Below are 16,824 nucleotides of genomic sequence, written 5' to 3' on the forward strand. Positions count from 1 at the left end.
AGGCAACTAGTTTAAGCGTTTTATGATGCGTTCGTCCAACCTTGATGACGAAGCAAAGCATCTATTTTTGGCTCGCGTCCGCGGAAATTGATAAATGCGTCAAGGGCTGTATCTTTTCCGCCAACTGCTAGAATAAACTGCCGAAACTGTTTTCCAGTCTCTGTGTTGAAGATGCCTTCTTTTTCGAAACGGTCAAAGGCATCACTGGCTAAAACTTCTGCCCATTTATATGAATAATAGCCGGCCGCATAGCCGCCCGCAAAAATATGGCTGAATCCGTGCTGAAAGCGGTTATAGCTGGCATTGGGCGCAACTGCGTATTTTTGACGGATTTCATCCAGCGTGGCTTGAATTTGCGCCGCGTTTAGCGCCGGTGTGGTTTTGTGAATATTCAAGTCAAATAAGGCGAATTCTATCTGGCGCAGCGACTGCATGCCGGATTGAAAATGGCGGGCGTCCAGCAGCGCTTTCAGCAGGTCTGCCGGCAGGGACTCATGGCTTTCGATGTGCTCGCTCAGCAGGTCTAAGCTGTCTTTATCCCAAGTCCAAAACTCCATAAACTGGCTAGGCAATTCTACGGCATCCCAGGCGACGCCGTGTGTGCCTGCGACTGCGATATTATCGACTTCTGTCAGCATATGATGCAGGCCGTGTCCAAATTCATGGAAAAGCGTATTCACTTCATCATGTGTAAGCAGCGCAGGCTGATCGCCCACAGGCGGGGTAAAGTTGCAGACCATGTAGCAAATCGGTTTTTGCAGGCCGCTGGCGGTTTGCATGCGCGAACGGAAACCGCTCATCCATGCGCCGCCGCGTTTGCCGCTGCGCGCGTATAAATCAAAGTAGAATCCGCCGACTACAGCGCCCTGATCTTCCAGTTCGAAATAGCGGGCGTCTGGATGCCAAACCGGCGCTTCACGTTCAATAATATTGATGCCGTATAAACGGTTCACGATACTGAATAAGCCTTGCAGGATTTTTGGCGCAGGGAAGTAGGGCTTGAGGGCCTCCTGTGACAAATTGAATTGCTGCATTTTCAGCTTTTCGCTGTAGTAGCCGGTGTCCCATGGCTGCAACTCTGTGACGCCGTCAGCCGCCGCAATCGCTTTGAGTTCTGCAATTTCCTTTTCTGCCGGCTTGCGCGCATGCTCTGCTAAATCGACTAAAAATTGATTGACGGTTTCCACATCCGGCGCCATTTTGCTGGCCAGTGACAATTCTGCGTAATTGTTGAAGCCCAGCAGCTGCGCCATTTCCTGACGCAGGCTGAGGATTTCTTCCATTGCGGAAGTATTGTTAAATTCAGGGTGGCCGCCTAATTCAGAGGCTTTGGTGGTGTAGGCTTTATACAGTTCTTCACGCAGTTCACGGCTGGCTGCATAAGTCATAATAGCCAAATAGGATGGGATATCCAAAGTGGCTGCGGGCTGTTCCAGCTCGCGCTGCTGGCCGTACTGCTTCAATAATTCAATGCTGCTTTGCGGCAGGCCTTCCAGCTGCGCTTCGGTCAAAGGCTTGAAGTAGGCCTGTGTTGCATCTAAAACATGGTTGGAAAAGTCAGAAGACAATTGGGACAGGCGCGAAGAGATCTCTGCATAGCGCTTTTTGGCTTCACCCTCTAAAGCGACGCCAGACAGTTTGAAGTCACGCAGGGCAAGTTTAACTGCGCTTTGCTGCGCCGCAGGCAACGTGCTGAAAATACTGTTGTCATGGACCTGCTGATAGGTTTGATACAGCGCAGCGTGCTGGCCAAGCGCTGTGTAATATTCACTGAGCGCAGGCAAAAGCGCTTGATGCACTTCACGAGTCTCTGCATTGTTCATCACAGCATTTAAATGCGACAGTACGCCCCAAGACTCGCTCATGCTGTTTTCGAGATGGTCGACGGTGTCTAAAACCTGCAGCTGCGCTTGAATGCTGTCTGGAACTGCCGTCAGTTTATTTAAAAAATCCTGTCCATGCTGAATGGCCTGTTCAATTTGTAATTTCAGCTGATCTAATTGAATTTGATCGAATTGCGGAACGGGCAGAGTCGCCTTTTCTAATGCCATGATGCTAATGCCGTATAAAAATATTCTGTGTTATGTGTAGATGTAAGGCTTAAGTGCAGGGAAATCAAGGCAGAACCGGAATTTATTCAAAGATCGGCAGGGGTTGAAGTGCTTTGACCGCATGCTCAAGATAGATCGAACTTGCGGGGACAGGGAGATGCCGCAGGTTATTTTAATGCTGGCGCTGCTGAGATTCGGCAGGTATTGAATCATAACTCGATAGATTATCTTGGATGATTTTCAAATCGTGCTGGCAAGTCAGCATCGATTTTCCGGATGTTTCCGAACGCTGTTTTAAAGATGCTTAGTTTTGCCAGTGCTGTATTTTCCGCACTGGTGGCCTTTATTCGCACTCACCGCATAAATAAAAAAGAGCGCCGAAGCGCTCTTTTAATGGTTGCCGCAATTACTCAGTTTTTGCTTTGGCATTGGCCTTTTTCTTTTTGGCCTTGGCTTTTTTCTTTACTTTATCTTTAGCCTTTGCTTCAGATTTAGCTGCAGATTTTTTATCAGACTTTGCGCCGTAAGAGCTTGGTTTTGATTTGGGCTTTTTCTTTCGAATGGGACGTTCTCCGTCTTCACTGACAGTGGCTTTGCCCTGTTCAGAAAAGACTTCTTCCTTGGCATCACCGCGCGGGGCCGGTCTGGCATCGGCGCGCTGCGCCGGTTTAGCGACGCGCGGCGCCCGGCTGCGTACAGCGCGGCCTCCGTGTGTCAGCTGCTGCAGCAATTCAAAATCAATTTTGCGCTCTTCCAGGTTTACGCCGGCAACTTTCACCTTGACTTCATCACCTAGGCTGAACGTTTGGCCATGGCCTTTGCCAATCAGGCTTTGGCTCGGCTGATCAAAGACAAAGAAGTCATCGCCTAATTGGCTGACATGCACCATGCCGTCAACATATAAGTCTTTTAAGGTAACAAATAAGCCAAACTCTGCGACAGCAGAAATCGTGCCGGTAAATTCTTCACCCAAATGCTGCTGCATATAATGGCATTTCAGCCATGCAGTTACTGAACGGGATGCTTCATCTGCGCGGCGTTCGGTTGCGGAGAAATGCTCACCGGCATCACTCAAGGACTGGCCAGATAATGGGAACGGTTTCTTCTGCAGATGCGCTTTAATCGCGCGGTGCAGCAATAAGTCCGGGTAGCGGCGGATAGGCGATGTGAAGTGCGTATATGCTTCATAGGCTAAACCGAAGTGGCCTGCATTGTCCGGGCCATAGTAGGCCTGCATCATTGAGCGCAGCAGCACGGCATGAATGCTTGGCGCATCAATGCGGTCTTTGGTGGCTTCAATGACGGCCTGATAATCCGCCTGAGTCGGCTGTTCCGGGAAGTTCATGCCCAGCAGCTTCACAAAATCACGGACTTTCTGAATGCGGGAAAACTCTGGCGGCTCATGCACACGGTACAGCATCGGAATTTCATTTTTCAATGCGTAGTCCGCTGCAGCGACATTGGCCAGCAGCATGCATTCTTCAATCAGCTTGTGCGCTTCATTGCGTGAACGCGGCAGAATTTCTTTAATGCCGCCCAATTCATCAAAGGTCATGTAGGTTTCGACCGTTTCGAATTCCATCGCATGGCGTTCTGCCCGCAGGCCTTTTAATACTTGATACAGCTGGAACAGCGTATTCAATGATTTGCGCACATCGCGGTCTTCGGTGACCGCTTTGCTGTCGCCGTCAAAATACTGCGCAACCTGCGTATAGGTCAGGCGCGCTTTAGAGTGCATGACCGACGGATAGAACTCATAGCCTGTTACCCGGCCAGCACGCGACAGTTTCAAGTCGCAGACCATGCATAAGCGGTCAACATTTGGATTCAGCGAGCAGAGGCCATTGGACAGCGCTTCCGGCAGCATCGGCAAAACAAAATGCGGGAAGTACACAGACGTGCCGCGTTCTTGCGCTTCATCATCCAGCGGCTTGCCTACACGCACATAATGGCTGACATCGGCAATCGCCACCACGACGCGGTAGCCTCCGCCAGCGCGTTTTTCTGCATACACCGCATCATCAAAGTCGCGGGCATCTTCGCCGTCAATGGTCACCAATGGCAAATCGCGCAGATCGATGCGGCCTTTGCGGTCTTGATCTGACGGCTCTTTAAAGCTTTCGGCTTCTTTAATCACCGCTTCAGGAAACTCATACGGCAAGCCGTACTCTAAAATGGTTTGCGGAATAATGATTTCAGTATCGGCTTTATCCGCCATCGACTGCACGATATGGCCTGTGGCAAATTCGTCTTTGGTTGGGTAGCTGTCAATGGCGACGCGGATAGAGTCGCCGACTTTGACTTTGGCATGCTCAATCAGCTCTTTTTCTAAGGTAATGGGCTGATGCGCATTGGGATTGGCGGGCTGGATAAAATATTCGCCGTCGTATATTGCTACTTTTCCGATAATTTCTTTCACCCGGTGCTGCAGAACTTCGGTAATAAAGCCCCAGGCTTTGCCTTTGCGGTCTACCGATGTCTGGCGGACTTTAACCCGGTCGCCGTTAAAGACTTGGCGCAGTTCACGCTCCGGCAGCAGCAGATCATCCTGACCTGAGATATTGGCTGTGCCCAAGCCTTTACTGTTAATGTACACCGTTGCTTCATGGGTCGGCTGTTCTTCAGCCAACTGAAATTTAAAGCCGTCTTTCATCAGCTGTCCGTCACGCACCATGGCAATTAAGCGATGGCTCAGGGCGTCAATGCTTTTTTGATCGGCAATTTCAAAATGCTCGACAAGATCTGCATGCGACAGCGCAGTTTCGCGCTGCTCAATGGTTTCCAAAATCAGCTTGCGGCTGGGAATTGGATTTTCGTAACGTTCGGCTTCAGCTTTTGCTTCAGGGTCGACCCAATTTTTCATAATGTCTTTGGCTTCAAGTCAGAAGATTAGGATTAGCATAAGACATGCAGCAGGATACTGCACGTAAATGATTGCAATATTGTGTTCTAAGTTGGCATTTTACGACGTTTGCAGTTTTTATGGCTGGTGAATCGCGTCTTTTTCCAGCGATTACCGTTAAAGTTCCTGAAAATCGTTTAAAAAATATTTAATTGAGCAAAAAAAAGTAAAAAAACAGTGCGCATTGCTTGCAGTGCAGCGGTTAAGTTTGTATTATGGCGCCACGTTACGGTGAGATGGGTGAGTGGCTGAAACCACGTCCCTGCTAAGGACGCATACGGGTAACTGTATCGAGGGTTCGAATCCCTCTCTCACCGCCACGCTTTACTTATGTCGCGCTCATAGCTCAGCTGGATAGAGCACTTGGCTACGAACTAAGGGGTCGGGAGTTCGAATCTCTCTGAGCGCACCAATAAGTAAACACGAAAAGTAACGTAAGCCGTTAAGGCACACAAGTTTAGCGCTCATAGCTCAGCTGGATAGAGCACTTGGCTACGAACTAAGGGGTCGGGAGTTCGAATCTCTCTGAGCGCACCAACTTGAACAAATTACCGCACATGTTGCGGTTTTTTTGTGTCTGAATTTTGGCTTTTGCCCTTTATTTTGAAAATAAGATTAATATAAAAAGAATCGAACGCTGACCCTTCAATACTGGGGGAGTGCATCGCATGAGAACACTCATTGTGCAGGAATTTATCACGCTGGATGGCGTGATGCAGGCGCCGGGCGGGGCAGAGGAAGACTCATCGGGCGGATTTCAGCATGGCGGCTGGGCAGCGCCCTATTTTGCAGAGAATGACGCCGTACTTGCTGCGGTTATGCACGCGTGGATGCAGCCGATGGATATTTTGCTGGGGCGCAAAACCTTTGAAATTTGGGCGCCATACTGGCCAGCGCATGCGGCGCTGTGGCCTGGAATCAATGAGGTGGCTAAATATGTGCTGTCCAGGACGTTGGTGCATTCAGACTGGCAAAATACGGTTTTCCTGCAACAGCTGGAAGATGTGCGGAAAATAAAAGCCGGCCGCGGCGGCGCGATTAAAGTCCATGGCAGCGCACAGCTGGTTCAGGCTTTGCTGGCGCATGACCTTGCCGATGAGCTGCAGCTGATGATTTTTCCATTGCTGCTGGGTCAAGGCAAGTGCTTATTTGCAGCCAATGCAGTTCCAGCGGCCTATGTATTGAAAGATCATGCTGTGACAGCCAGCGGCGTGATTTTTGCGCACTATGTCCGCGGCGGCGCCGTGGAAACGGGCCATTTGGGCTGAAGCGCTGTTGAAAATACGCATGGGTTTTGCTGAATAGCGGAACCGCAGACGCCGTTTTAGCCGGATCTGCGCGGATTCAAATTAAATGCTGCTGTCATGCATGGCTTTGAAATCGGTGAATTTGCAGGGTTTAGCGGGGATTCTTAGCGGATGCGCCTAAATACTAGACGGTCAGTTGGAATTATACAAATAAGCGCTTAACAAAAGTTGAAAATCACGTATAATGCATTCCATCAAGACGTCGCGCTCATAGCTCAGCTGGATAGAGCACTTGGCTACGAACTAAGGGGTCGGGAGTTCGAATCTCTCTGAGCGCACCAACTTGATCAAGACTGAAAAACCGCACATGCTGCGGTTTTTTTGTGCCTGTCATTTATGCGTCGACCTATCGGAAATAAATATTATAGTTATCCAGTTATCCAGCTTTTTGCCGAATTTTTAATGCAAATACCGTGTTGCCGCCGACAGCGGGCAGCATTTCATGATAAGGCATGCTCCGCATAGCGCGCAGCAGAAAGGGCGCACTGTCATCAATTTTCACTGCGCTGGTGATATTCAGCAGGCTGCCTTGCTTGAATGGCATCAGGCGCATTGCCCCGCGGACAAGTTTTAAATCGCCGCCAGTTGCATGAAACTGATTTTGCAGGGCATTCGGGGAATCAAAGCGCATTTTGAAATCGAAAGGAATGCTGATCACGCCTAAGCCGACTGAAATGCGGTAATCGGCATCCAGCTGCCTCTGATTGATCTGTTTGATTTTGAATGATTTGATCTGATTGGGAAACAATTGCTGAAAAGCGGGAGGCGCCAGCCATTGTTGTAGCTGTTCCGGCTGCTGCGCATAGTATTGATAACTGGTGCTGAAGCGCATGATTTCAGTATTATTGGCATACTGGATTTTTTGCGCAGGCAAAATAAAACTGACCGGTTCCTGTGATTTTTGACTGATTTGCGCAACCCGCAGCAGCTGCTCTTCGGACAGTTTTACTGCGGGCAGCGCGGTCATTGCGGGTTCTGCGGCGCTGCTTTTAAAACGGCGCTGCAGGGCTTCCAGTAAAAAGCTGCTGGTGCCGGCTGGAATGCCGAGTTTAGCTTCCGGTACGGCATTTAAAATTTTACTGAATAAAAAGCCTTTGGGCTTATTCAGGTCACCCCATTGCGTGACTGTAATCAGGGTTTGATTGGGGCTGAGTTCAAACCATTCCAGCTTGCCTGAGCCGTAAGGAACAGGGGCATCTAAGACCAGGCTGCTGATGCTGCTGCCTTCAATCTGATGTTGCATGGTGATACTTTCACGGAAATTCAGCACAGGAATTGGCGTAGGGATATGAATGGAATATTGAACGGTGGACAATCCTCCGTGCTGTTCCAGCACTTTTGCCTGCTTTAAGGTGGGAAAGAGCCCAGCATAATTGGCATAATTCTGCAGCAGGCGCGCGACATTTTTGCTGCTGGCGGGCACAACCACCGCCGCGCTGTAATATTTGCCAGAGATCTGCTGACCATATTTCATGGTCGGCAGGCTGATGCTCTGTGCTGGGTGCGCAAAAATGGCAATACTGCTGCCTGTAAATGCCGCCAACTGCTGCGGGCTGTTTTGAAACGGGCTCAGGCTGCTGGGAATTTGCGGCGTCCACTGCACAAAACTGGCATCGGCTTGAATGGCTGCGCTGCAGCAGGCCAAGATAAAAATGGGGAAAATCGCAGTTTTTATTTTAGGGCGCATATCACATCCTGTTTATGCATTTATTATGGGCAGCATTTTTAGCCTATTTTGACAGCAATGAACAGCCTGAATGGGTTGAACGGCAGCGGAAAAAGAATAAGGAAAATGCGCATTTTGGTGTAAGATTTAGCTCAATTTCTATTATTGATGTGCTTATACGCGTATGTCGGACACTCAACCTGCTTTATCGCTGCGTTATTTTTTAAATCTGGAAGAGTCGCAGGACGGCTTTGCTTTAGCGACTTTCGGCAAAAAACAATTGACCCGCTTTGTCACGCCAGTGATCAGCCTGGGCATTATTGCGTGGGGGTTTTATTTAGGGTTTGATGGCGCGGGCCGCTATTATGTCGGGCTCGGCGCTTTTTTCCTGATCATGCAGATTTTGATGCGCTACTGGTTCTTGCCAATGATGTTTAAGCGCCAGTTTGTCAAATATCAATTCGGCAAAAGCGAGCAGGGCATTGACCTGTATCAGGATCATGCTGAACTGCATGCCAATGGCCGCAAAAACACTTTCAATTATGCCGATGTTGCCAATTTTGCATCAGGCAAATTGACTTATATGCTGGAAATGAAAAACCGCACCGTGGTGATTGTGCCCAAGCGCGCGTTTGCGAATCCGGCGGACCAAACTGTGTTTGAAAATACATTTAAGAAATAGCGTTTAACAGGCAATTCGGCGAAAGCCGATTGCAATAAAACAGGAAGGGAAGATTATGACGACACGTCCATCTAAGATTGTATGCGTGGGCCGCAGCTATGCAGACCATGCCAGAGAACTGGGCAATGCGGTCCCAGATCGTCCTGTTTTGTTTATGAAGCCGCCCAGCGCGCTGACATCATTGGCCGATGGCATTGCATGGAACACTGCGCTGGGCAGCTGCCATTATGAATGCGAATTAAGCCTGCGCATTGACCGTCCCCTGAAAGGTGAAACTGATCCAGTCAAAGCGCTGGATGCCATCGGCGCGGTCACATTAGGTCTGGATTTAACCTTGCGCGATCAGCAGGATGAGCTCAAGAAAAAAGGCCAGCCGTGGGAACGCTGCAAAGCCTATGACGGTTCATGCATTTTGTCCGGCTGGGTTGCAGTGGATGATGTGGTGAGTGATTGGAATGATGTGAACTATACGCTGCATGTGAATGATGAACTGCGCCAAAAAGGCGACACGTCGCATTTGATTTTTGATATTGGTTCATTGCTGGCAGACATCAGTCAAGTTTTCAGCTTAGAAGCCGGCGATGTGGTGATGACGGGCACGCCTGCAGGCGTGGCGGCACTGCAGCCAGGCGAGCAGCTGAAAATGACGTTAAAAGGCAAAACACAGGATTATGTGTGGACGACTTTTGTAAAGTGAATCCGGATCAGGATGCATCAAAAAGAGACCGCCGCAAGGCGGTTTTTTTATTGAAACAGCATAAAAAAATTAAAAGTGTATCGATGCAGCATCCGCACCCGCCTGATGCACAATGCTCAGTTGAACTGAGGATGTTTGACGAGACGGGCTGCCGCCAGATCCTCTGTCAGTCATGTTTGAATAGGCTTAAAGTTAATTTTTATCATGTTTTTACGGTTTTGATAGATGATCGGGTGATAAAGCCATCAAACTGCCTGCGCGCCTGCAGTTAATGGTGATGCTCAGGCATGCTGATGATCACGGCTGATTCAGCTTTCTAAACTGGTCTGGGGTCAGATTCATCCAGCGTTTAAACATATTGATAAAGGCTGAGGCATTGGCGTAGCCTAAGTCCAGCGCAATGCTTTCCACTTTTTTGCCTGCAGTCAGCATGCTCATGGCTTTAATCACTTTCAGGCGCTGCCGCCATTCATTTAAAGACATGCCCAATTCTTTCAGGCAGCAGCGGGCAAGAGTGCGCTCAGTCATATTGGCTTGCTGCGCCAGCACCTGCAGCGGGCTGCTGTCGTCGGGATGCTGATGTAAAAAGTCCAAAATCTGCATCAGCGCTGGGTGACTGGAATGCGGCAAATAGCTGCTGACCAATTGCGCCTGCTGCAGCTGATCCAGCATCACCTGCAAAAGGCGCTGATATTCAGGCGAATCTTCCTGCAGAGAGCGCTGCCTTAAATGCTCAAAAATTGCCGAGACCAAGCTGGAACTGAGCAGAATGCCGGGCTGCTGCGGCATGCGGCTGCACAGGCGCTCATGCACATATAAGGTTCCATGTGAAACCGCCGTGCGGTTCAGCCCGCTGTGCTGCAAATTAGGCGGCAGCCAAATGCCGTAAGGCGGCGGGGTTATATAATCGACCTGATCAATATGGACTTCCATTACGCCATTAAAGGCATAGATGAATTCTCCCCATGCGTGCCCATGTGCAGGGTAGGCTGAAAGCGCAGGATCATCGCGGAAACTGACCCACAAGGTACGGGCAATATCATCATTGGTCGGCAGCTGCTTTAAAGCGGCCGGGCCACGCTTGAGGTTTTGCGGCATATCGGTTTGCCTGAATAAAAAGATTTTTTGTCTGGTTTGAATTATATCTTTTATTTAAGACAGTTTTATAGTGTGCGCTTGATGAGCGGCTGAGTAAGCATTGTGGAACAGCGTAAAGCGCTGGATGTTCAGGCATCTGGCTTAATTATTGTATTGTGCATGATTTGGGGCATACAGCAGGTGGTGCTGAAACTGGCGGCGCCTGATATTTCACCCATCATGCAAATTGCGATCCGTTCAGGGCTGTCTGCTTTGCTGGTTTTTCTCTTAATCCGGCTGCAGCAAGGCGCACACCTCTGCAGCAAGGCATACCTGCTGCCCGGCATTTGGCTGGCGCTGCTGTTTTCTGCAGAGTTTCTGCTGGTGGCGGAAGCGCTGCGCTACACCACCGCGTCACATACTGTGGTGCTGCTGTACACTGCGCCAATTTTTGTCGCGCTGGGCCTGCACTGGAAATTGCCTGCTGAAAAGCTGAATGCGGTGCAGTGGCTGGGGATTTTTATGGCCTTTGGCGGCATTGCGCTGTCCTTCATTGGGCGCGGTCAGCATGCTGGACAGCAGATTCTGCAAGCTTTATGGGGGGATTTTCTCGCTTTGCTGGCGGGGGGGATGTGGGCATTGACTACCATTTCACTGCGCTTGACCAAACTGGCAGATGCGCCGCCCACACAGACCTTATTTTATCAGCTGGTGGGCGGATTTGTGTTTTTAATGCCGGTCGCTGTGCTGACCGGGCAAGCCGCGGTTCACTGGAGCGCCATCGCGCTGGGCAGCATGGCCTTTCATGTATTGCTGATGTCTTTCTTCAGCCTGATGCTGTGGTTTTGGCTGCTGCGTAAATATTTAGCCAATGGCTTAGGCGTATTTTCATTTTTAACGCCAATTTTCGGCATGATCTTTGGCGTAATCTTTCTGAATGAGCAGATTGAGCCGAACTTTATTTTCGGGACTGCTTTTGTGATGGCGGGTGTCATGATTGTCAGCCTGCATGCATGGATTAAACGCGCTTTGCATCTGCCGGAATCTGCATAATATTCAGTCAGCAGACTAAGGAATATTCAGCCTTAGCGGATCAAAGCCGATGCCGCGCTGCCCCCATTTTCAGGTTTAGCGGTGCCGGGAAAACGGCTCGGCAGCCATGATTTATACAGCTCAGGGTTTGAATATCAAAATGAAATAAAAGGCCATGCGTTGATGGCCTTTTAGAGAGATGAATTCAGTGAAGGGCTATTTCTCTTCAAAAATTGTCGACAAGGGAATCGCCAGTTTCGCAGCTAAATAATCATCGGATTCAATTAAGGACGGGCCAATGCGTTCCAGCCATTTATCATCAAAGGCATGATTGACATCTTCCCGGCGCGGCAGCGGATAAGGCAGCTGCACATAGAAGCTCCAAAAATCAACCTGAGATAAATTGCGCAGCAGCACATAGTTATTGTCGTCGGTGCGTTTAATCAGATTCTGCTTTTCCAGCATTTGCACATAAGACGGCCAGCGTCCAATCTCTTCACGCCCTAAAACATCCAGAGCTTCAGATTCAGTCACGGTTTGGCCATTTTGCTGTTTTTGATAAAACAGTTCCAATACATCCAGCAGCATAATGACGGCATGGCGCTTGCGGCGGCGGTGGGTGTCTGCGTTAAATGCGGTCAGCGCAAAGCTGATTTCAACGCCGATTAAGACAATATTCCATGACAGAAAAATCCACAGTAAGAAAATAGGCACAGCGGCAAAAGCGCCGTAAATAATTTCATAGCTGGTGAAATTGGACATGACAAAGCTGAATAAATGCTTCAGCAGTTCAAACACAGTTGCGCTGAATACGCCGGCAAAGAACGCCGCTTTAATCGGCACATTGCGGTTGGGAATGGTCCAGTTCAGAATAAAAAATCCCAAAACCGTGAGTGAAAATGAAATGCACCATAAAATAAAGGCGCCATCCAGTTCATAGCCGGCAAAGTTATTGCTCAGCACATTGATGGACGCGACTGTTGAGGAAATGACAAAAGCGCTGCCCAGAAGAATGGGGCCCAGTGAAATAATGGTCCAATAGCGCATAAAGCCTAAGATGCCGCCGCGGGTTTCCCGCACGCGCCAAATACGGTTAAATACGGTTTCAATGCTGGACAGCATCATGACGGTGGTAACGAACAGAAACAGCACGCCAATCACGGTTAAATTGCTGGACTTATCCGTGAATGCGTTCAGGGCTTTGTCAAATGCAATGGTGGTCTTAGGCAGAAAGTTGCTGTAAATCAGCTGCTGCAATTGCTGGCGCGCGGGTTCCAGCGCTTTAATGGATGAAATAATCACCAAAAAAACCGTTAGCATCGGCACAACAGCGAACAGCGTTGTGTAGGTCAGGGAGCCTGCTTGTTCCCGGCAGCGGTCAGCTTCAAAGCGTCTTATTACAAATAAAACAAACTGAAACCATTTCTTGTCATAAAAGGGAAGTCTTTTTAAATATGCTTCGATCATGCGCTAAAGTCTCAATTTTTTTAATCATATTTCTCAATTTTCACTGCCCAGCTTAACCAAAAAAACGGAAAAATACCGTATAGTTTTCATTTTTAATATCATTTATCTAAAATTATGCAGCCTTACGTTCTTGTGCTTTATTACAGTAAATATGGATCGACCAAAGAAATGGCGCATTTGATTGCCGATGGCGCAGAGTCCGCAGGCATGCACGTCAAAATCAGAACGGTGCCGAATATTGCGGCTGTTGTGACTGAAGCGGCGCCAAGCATTCCTGATGAGGGTGATATTTATTGCACCTTGGAGGATTTGGCGAATTGTTCTGGTCTGGCGCTGGGATCTCCGACCCGTTTTGGCAATATGGCTTCCGAAATGAAATATTTCCTCGACCAGACCACCAGCTTATGGCTGAATGGCGCTTTGCATGGCAAGCCAGCCTGTGTCTTTACCGCTTCAGGCTCAATGCATGGAGGGCAGGAAAGCACGCTGCTGAGCATGCTGCCGCCGCTGTTTCATCACGGCATGATGATTATGGGCTTAAGCAATGCAGTGCCGGCGCTGTCCAATACGAAAAGCGGCGGTACGCCGTATGGCGCCAGCCATGTCAGCGGCCCGCGCCATGATCTGTCTTTGAGTCAGGATGAAAAGATTTTGTGCGCATCGCAAGGCCAGCGCCTGGGTGAACTGGTGAAAAAGCTGAACCCTTGATCGGCAGGGTGAAAGCGGAATTTAAATTTGGCAGAGAATAGGCCGTGAAATGGCATAATTTTGCACTTTTCTGTTTTTTTTGTATTTTTGCGTAGCCTTTTTGAGCATTTAATCCATCTGATGACTTAATCAGAGGGAGCTCAATGCAAGGCCTGCTTTTAGGAGATTAAAAGATGCAGCCGCTTTTTTTAAATAAACAGACGCAGGCGCCTGAGCCCTCAAAAGAGCGCAAATTGCGCTCTTTCAATGGATTTGTATTCACTTTTCAGCAGCATGCTTTTCATTGAAGCGGTGTTTGCACTTGGTGCATTGATAGTCCAAAAATACATTTTGATCTACAATCACCCCAGCTTGTTTGCCGAAGCGGTGTCCTAAAAAGCCGCCAGTAATGCCGACGCCAATCGCGCCGACAAAAGTGCCGACTGTGCCGCCCATAATGACTCCCAGCGGGCCTGCAGCCGCGCCGATCATCGCACCGATAGATGCGCCGGACGCTGCGCCGCCTACGGTGCCGGCAGCTGTGCCGGCGCCGCTGAGCAGCACGCCGCCGATTTTTTGCAGGTTTTGTTCGTGATTGCGTTTTTCGACATCGGACGAGCCGCATTTCGGGCAGCTGATGGTATGCGGAATAATTGAAGAATCTGTGGTCATAGACTGTATGCCTGATGTTTGAATAAAACGTTTAAAGCTTAAAAGCAAAGGGCAGCACTTTGTTTTTCAATAATATCTGTACCATAGCGCTTTCCCCGGAACACGGAAGTGCTGAATATGACATTTTTGTAATGATTTTTAAAGTCTGCTGGAAAGCGCCGCATGTCGTTTTGAACCTTTATTTTATCATGATAAAAAAAGAGCGCATAAGCGCTCTTTTTCTTTCCGTTGAGTTGACCTCAGTCACGGACAAATTCAACAGTGCCGTTGGCCAGTGATTTAACACGCGCTAAAGATTCAACACGGTAGCCTTTGTCCAGCAGAACCTGACGGCCAGGCTGGAAAGATTTTTCAATCACAATGCCAATGCCGATGACTTCGGCTTCAGCTTGGTGAATTAAGTCTGCTAAGCCAAGCGCAGCTTGACCATTGGCTAAGAAGTCATCAATCACTAAAACTTTATCGGCTGCATTAATATGCTTTTTAGAAATGGCAATGGTGCTTTCCACTTGTTTCGTGAAAGAGAACACTTTTGAGCGGTACAAATCATCTTTTAACGTTAAAGACTGGTATTTTCGGGCAAAAATAACCGGAACGCCAAGTTCTAAACCAGCCATAACCGCAGGGGCAATACCTGAAGCTTCAATGGTAATAATTTTCGTGATGCCCGCATCTTTGAATAGGCGCGCAAATTCTTGACCAATTTGCTGCATCATGACGGGGTCAATTTGGTGGTTTAAGAAAGAATCGACTTTCAGAACTTCTTCAGATAGAACGATACCTTCAGCTAAGATTTTCTGTTCTAGTGCGTACACGGGAGAATCCTCAAGGGCAGGTGCTTTTTAAAGCAAAGGCGTATTTTAAAAAGCACCGAAAAAAATGCAAGCAAAATTGATCAAATCAATTAATTTGATGCACCTTTATAGCCTGTTAACAGCAATCCATAAGAAGTGCTGCCGTCAAGGTGTGACATTTTCACGGGCGCATAGTCCAATTTAGGCGCTAGCCAGAACACTGTTTCGCGGCCAGGTTTGTCATGCTTCATTACCACTTTAACGGTATCAAAAGTTCCGTAGCTGGTTTTGACTTTTTCCGCACCCTGCTTCACAAATTTGCGCGCTTCGACTTCTTTGGCGTCGGCAATCCAGTAGCTGGATTTTAAACTGCCATTTTTTAAGTCTTCGCGAATCTGCAGCTCAGCATTCAATTCATCCAAAACACCGGCGTGCCAAGCGAATGAACGCGCTTTGTCATCTTTTTTGGTATTGATGGTTTTTGCGCTAGGGTTGAAATTAATGCTCATGGTGTTGTTATGCACCAAAATTTTGCTGGTGCGCTTAAAGCTGTTTGAAGTAATGCTGCCGCCGCTGAAGCTGAAGCTGCTGCTTTCAGTGGCTGAGGCGATGCCGCCGGCTTTGGCGACAAAAACATAAGACCAGTTGTTGCCGGATTTGCTTAATGTGCGGGTTGCTGAACCTAAATTTTTGCCATTGTAGTTAAACTGATAACTGGCTTGGAATGGACTCATGGCAAACGCTTGGCTTGCGAATCCAGTAAACAGCAATGCAGTGCTTACCCCTGCGGCAAAACCCAATGATTTAACAGTTAGCTTAGCCATAAGTATATTGTTCCTATGAATTTAAATTATTGTGAATCAATAAAAAACCGGTATTTCACATTCGCTGTCAGTATGCGCGCAGATTGTGAAGATGAAAGTTAAAAAGCTGCATCAAATGTATATTTACTGCTGCTTTTTATATTCACTGCTGAATCGGCTGCGCGGTCCCTATTTATTTATCTTTCTGCTTGATTGGCGTGACGTGCGTTTCTTCTAAAGGGCTGTCATCCCATGAATCCATTTTTTCCTGCGCCATTTTACTGAACAGCGCGGCTAAATTCACATTGCCAATGATCACCAGTTCCGCTTCACGCAAAAGCGCATGGTTGACATGCACTTTGCTTAAGGTATCAATGATGGAGCGCTTTTTGCCCAGCCAGCGGTTCAAGTCCAAATGCAGCAAGTCGTCTTTGACTTTAATAACGTTCAGCTTTTCTAAAATCATGCCTAAAGGGTCGTCATTCAGCACCTTTTGATAAAAGAACAGTGCGAGCTTGACCCCCCATTTGTAAAGAATATTCGGATATTTGGCATCAATCACCTGCGTATCGCCGATTTGTTCAAAGACAATCAGCTGCGTGTCTTTATTCAGCTCCATCTGCACCAGTTTTAAGTCAACCGACAGGGTGATATTCAGGCCGTTGTAATTCAGTGTGGCATACAGGCGCAGCCAGTCATCGTGCAGGTCTGCGTGCAGGTCTTGCAGCATTTTCACATTGTCGGTCACAAAACGCTGAAAGGTGGCATTCAGAAAAACCTGAGACATCGGAAATTCGCGTTCATCTTCAATAAACCCTTCCGCCTTTTGATACACTTGGCGTATGCGTCGCGAAATATTGGAAATGAGCGTTTGCATAAATAGCGTCCCAGCGAATGAGCTTTTTAAAAATTTTGATGTATCTTGTCGAATTATGTAAAAAATACAAGGTTCCGAGCTTGCAGTTTAGCAAAATTAATTGCACCATT

The 16,824-nt window shown here is 48.3% G+C and carries 14 protein-coding genes and 4 tRNA genes; 9 read left to right on the forward strand and 9 right to left on the reverse strand.

Going from position 1 to position 16,824, the window contains the following annotated elements; all coding sequences use genetic code 11:
- Positions 1-20: 20 nt before the first annotated feature.
- Both JZ784_RS13470 and rnr read right to left on the reverse strand, forming a co-directional pair.
- Positions 21-2,051: a M3 family metallopeptidase gene (locus JZ784_RS13470; RefSeq protein ID WP_346315199.1), complete on the reverse strand. Its 2,031-nt coding sequence runs from the start codon at positions 2,049-2,051 to the stop codon at positions 21-23.
- 406 nt (positions 2,052-2,457) lie between these two features.
- Positions 2,458-4,917, reverse strand: coding sequence for a ribonuclease R (gene rnr, locus JZ784_RS13475; protein ID WP_346315225.1), 2,460 nt, complete (start codon positions 4,915-4,917; stop codon positions 2,458-2,460).
- Between the two features lie 266 nt (positions 4,918-5,183).
- Between rnr and JZ784_RS13480 the strand changes: the two genes are divergently transcribed.
- The 5 genes from JZ784_RS13480 to JZ784_RS13500 all read left to right on the forward strand — a co-directional run bounded on the left by JZ784_RS13480 (position 5,184) and on the right by JZ784_RS13500 (position 6,541).
- Positions 5,184-5,273, forward strand: a tRNA-Ser gene (locus tag JZ784_RS13480).
- A gap of 15 nt (positions 5,274-5,288) precedes the next feature.
- Positions 5,289-5,365: transfer RNA gene (locus tag JZ784_RS13485), tRNA-Arg, on the forward strand.
- A 48-nt stretch (positions 5,366-5,413) separates the two neighbouring features.
- Positions 5,414-5,490 (forward strand) — tRNA-Arg (locus tag JZ784_RS13490).
- A 131-nt stretch (positions 5,491-5,621) separates the two neighbouring features.
- Complete coding sequence (locus tag JZ784_RS13495) at positions 5,622-6,221, forward strand: dihydrofolate reductase family protein (protein WP_346315200.1); 600 nt, start codon at positions 5,622-5,624, stop codon at positions 6,219-6,221.
- 243 nt (positions 6,222-6,464) lie between these two features.
- Positions 6,465-6,541, forward strand: a tRNA-Arg gene (locus tag JZ784_RS13500).
- 95 nt (positions 6,542-6,636) lie between these two features.
- On the opposite strand, the gene JZ784_RS13505 is transcribed toward JZ784_RS13500, so the two are convergent.
- On the reverse strand, positions 6,637-7,947 hold the full coding sequence (locus tag JZ784_RS13505) for an SRPBCC family protein (protein ID WP_346315201.1): 1,311 nt from the start codon (positions 7,945-7,947) through the stop codon (positions 6,637-6,639).
- A gap of 163 nt (positions 7,948-8,110) precedes the next feature.
- Here JZ784_RS13505 and JZ784_RS13510 point away from each other — a divergent pair, with 163 nt between their 5' ends.
- Both JZ784_RS13510 and JZ784_RS13515 read left to right on the forward strand, forming a co-directional pair.
- The gene (locus tag JZ784_RS13510) at positions 8,111-8,608 is read left to right on the forward strand and encodes a YcxB family protein (RefSeq protein ID WP_005012925.1); all 498 of its coding nucleotides are present in this window, start codon (positions 8,111-8,113) and stop codon (positions 8,606-8,608) included.
- 55 nt (positions 8,609-8,663) lie between these two features.
- A complete protein-coding gene (locus tag JZ784_RS13515) occupies positions 8,664-9,305 on the forward strand; it encodes a fumarylacetoacetate hydrolase family protein (RefSeq protein WP_346315202.1) in 642 nt (213 codons plus the stop codon).
- A gap of 297 nt (positions 9,306-9,602) precedes the next feature.
- Here the strand turns inward: JZ784_RS13515 and JZ784_RS13520 are convergent, their stop codons facing one another.
- Positions 9,603-10,403 (reverse strand): helix-turn-helix transcriptional regulator, encoded by an 801-nt coding sequence (locus JZ784_RS13520; RefSeq protein ID WP_346315203.1) that lies wholly within the window; start codon positions 10,401-10,403, stop codon positions 9,603-9,605.
- 102 nt (positions 10,404-10,505) lie between these two features.
- On the opposite strand from JZ784_RS13520, the gene JZ784_RS13525 reads away from it, so the two are divergent.
- Positions 10,506-11,435, forward strand: coding sequence for a DMT family transporter (locus JZ784_RS13525; RefSeq protein WP_346315204.1), 930 nt, complete (start codon positions 10,506-10,508; stop codon positions 11,433-11,435).
- 195 nt (positions 11,436-11,630) lie between these two features.
- On the opposite strand, the gene JZ784_RS13530 is transcribed toward JZ784_RS13525, so the two are convergent.
- Positions 11,631-12,881 (reverse strand): YihY family inner membrane protein, encoded by a 1,251-nt coding sequence (locus tag JZ784_RS13530; RefSeq protein WP_346315205.1) that lies wholly within the window; start codon positions 12,879-12,881, stop codon positions 11,631-11,633.
- Positions 12,882-12,995: 114 nt separating this feature from the next.
- Between JZ784_RS13530 and wrbA the strand changes: the two genes are divergently transcribed.
- Entirely contained in the window at positions 12,996-13,589 is a 594-nt protein-coding gene (gene wrbA / locus JZ784_RS13535) for an NAD(P)H:quinone oxidoreductase (protein WP_346315206.1), read from the forward strand.
- 258 nt (positions 13,590-13,847) lie between these two features.
- On the opposite strand, the gene JZ784_RS13540 is transcribed toward wrbA, so the two are convergent.
- From JZ784_RS13540 to JZ784_RS13555, 4 genes are all read right to left on the reverse strand, one after another.
- Positions 13,848-14,240 (reverse strand): hypothetical protein, encoded by a 393-nt coding sequence (locus JZ784_RS13540; RefSeq protein ID WP_346315207.1) that lies wholly within the window; start codon positions 14,238-14,240, stop codon positions 13,848-13,850.
- A 239-nt stretch (positions 14,241-14,479) separates the two neighbouring features.
- On the reverse strand, positions 14,480-15,055 hold the full coding sequence (locus JZ784_RS13545) for a xanthine phosphoribosyltransferase (protein ID WP_130143881.1): 576 nt from the start codon (positions 15,053-15,055) through the stop codon (positions 14,480-14,482).
- An 89-nt stretch (positions 15,056-15,144) separates the two neighbouring features.
- Positions 15,145-15,858, reverse strand: a complete 714-nt coding sequence (locus tag JZ784_RS13550; RefSeq protein ID WP_346315208.1) for a DUF3108 domain-containing protein — start codon at positions 15,856-15,858, stop codon at positions 15,145-15,147.
- Between the two features lie 172 nt (positions 15,859-16,030).
- Positions 16,031-16,714 (reverse strand): hypothetical protein, encoded by a 684-nt coding sequence (locus tag JZ784_RS13555; RefSeq protein WP_346315209.1) that lies wholly within the window; start codon positions 16,712-16,714, stop codon positions 16,031-16,033.
- Positions 16,715-16,824: the final 110 nt, after the last annotated feature.

Source organism: Acinetobacter sp. CWB-B33 (assembly GCF_039655955.1).
Taxonomy (GTDB): Bacteria; Pseudomonadota; Gammaproteobacteria; order Pseudomonadales; family Moraxellaceae; genus Acinetobacter; species Acinetobacter bouvetii.

Bases quoted from the DNA above. Each gene is read 5' to 3' on its own strand.
- JZ784_RS13520 (WP_346315203.1), bottom strand. From the start codon at position 10,403: ATGCCGCAAAACCTCAAGCGTGGCCCGGCCGCTTTAAAGCAGCTGCCG.
- JZ784_RS13555 (WP_346315209.1), bottom strand. From the start codon at position 16,714: ATGCAAACGCTCATTTCCAATATTTCGCGACGCATACGCCAAGTGTAT.
- wrbA (WP_346315206.1), top strand. From the start codon at position 12,996: ATGCAGCCTTACGTTCTTGTGCTTTATTACAGTAAATATGGATCGACC.
- JZ784_RS13505 (WP_346315201.1), bottom strand. From the start codon at position 7,947: ATGCGCCCTAAAATAAAAACTGCGATTTTCCCCATTTTTATCTTGGCC.
- JZ784_RS13515 (WP_346315202.1), top strand. From the start codon at position 8,664: ATGACGACACGTCCATCTAAGATTGTATGCGTGGGCCGCAGCTATGCA.
- JZ784_RS13530 (WP_346315205.1), bottom strand. From the start codon at position 12,881: ATGATCGAAGCATATTTAAAAAGACTTCCCTTTTATGACAAGAAATGG.
- JZ784_RS13470 (WP_346315199.1), bottom strand. From the start codon at position 2,051: ATGGCATTAGAAAAGGCGACTCTGCCCGTTCCGCAATTCGATCAAATT.
- JZ784_RS13495 (WP_346315200.1), top strand. From the start codon at position 5,622: ATGAGAACACTCATTGTGCAGGAATTTATCACGCTGGATGGCGTGATG.
- JZ784_RS13550 (WP_346315208.1), bottom strand. From the start codon at position 15,858: ATGGCTAAGCTAACTGTTAAATCATTGGGTTTTGCCGCAGGGGTAAGC.
- JZ784_RS13540 (WP_346315207.1), bottom strand. From the start codon at position 14,240: ATGACCACAGATTCTTCAATTATTCCGCATACCATCAGCTGCCCGAAA.
- JZ784_RS13510 (WP_005012925.1), top strand. From the start codon at position 8,111: ATGTCGGACACTCAACCTGCTTTATCGCTGCGTTATTTTTTAAATCTG.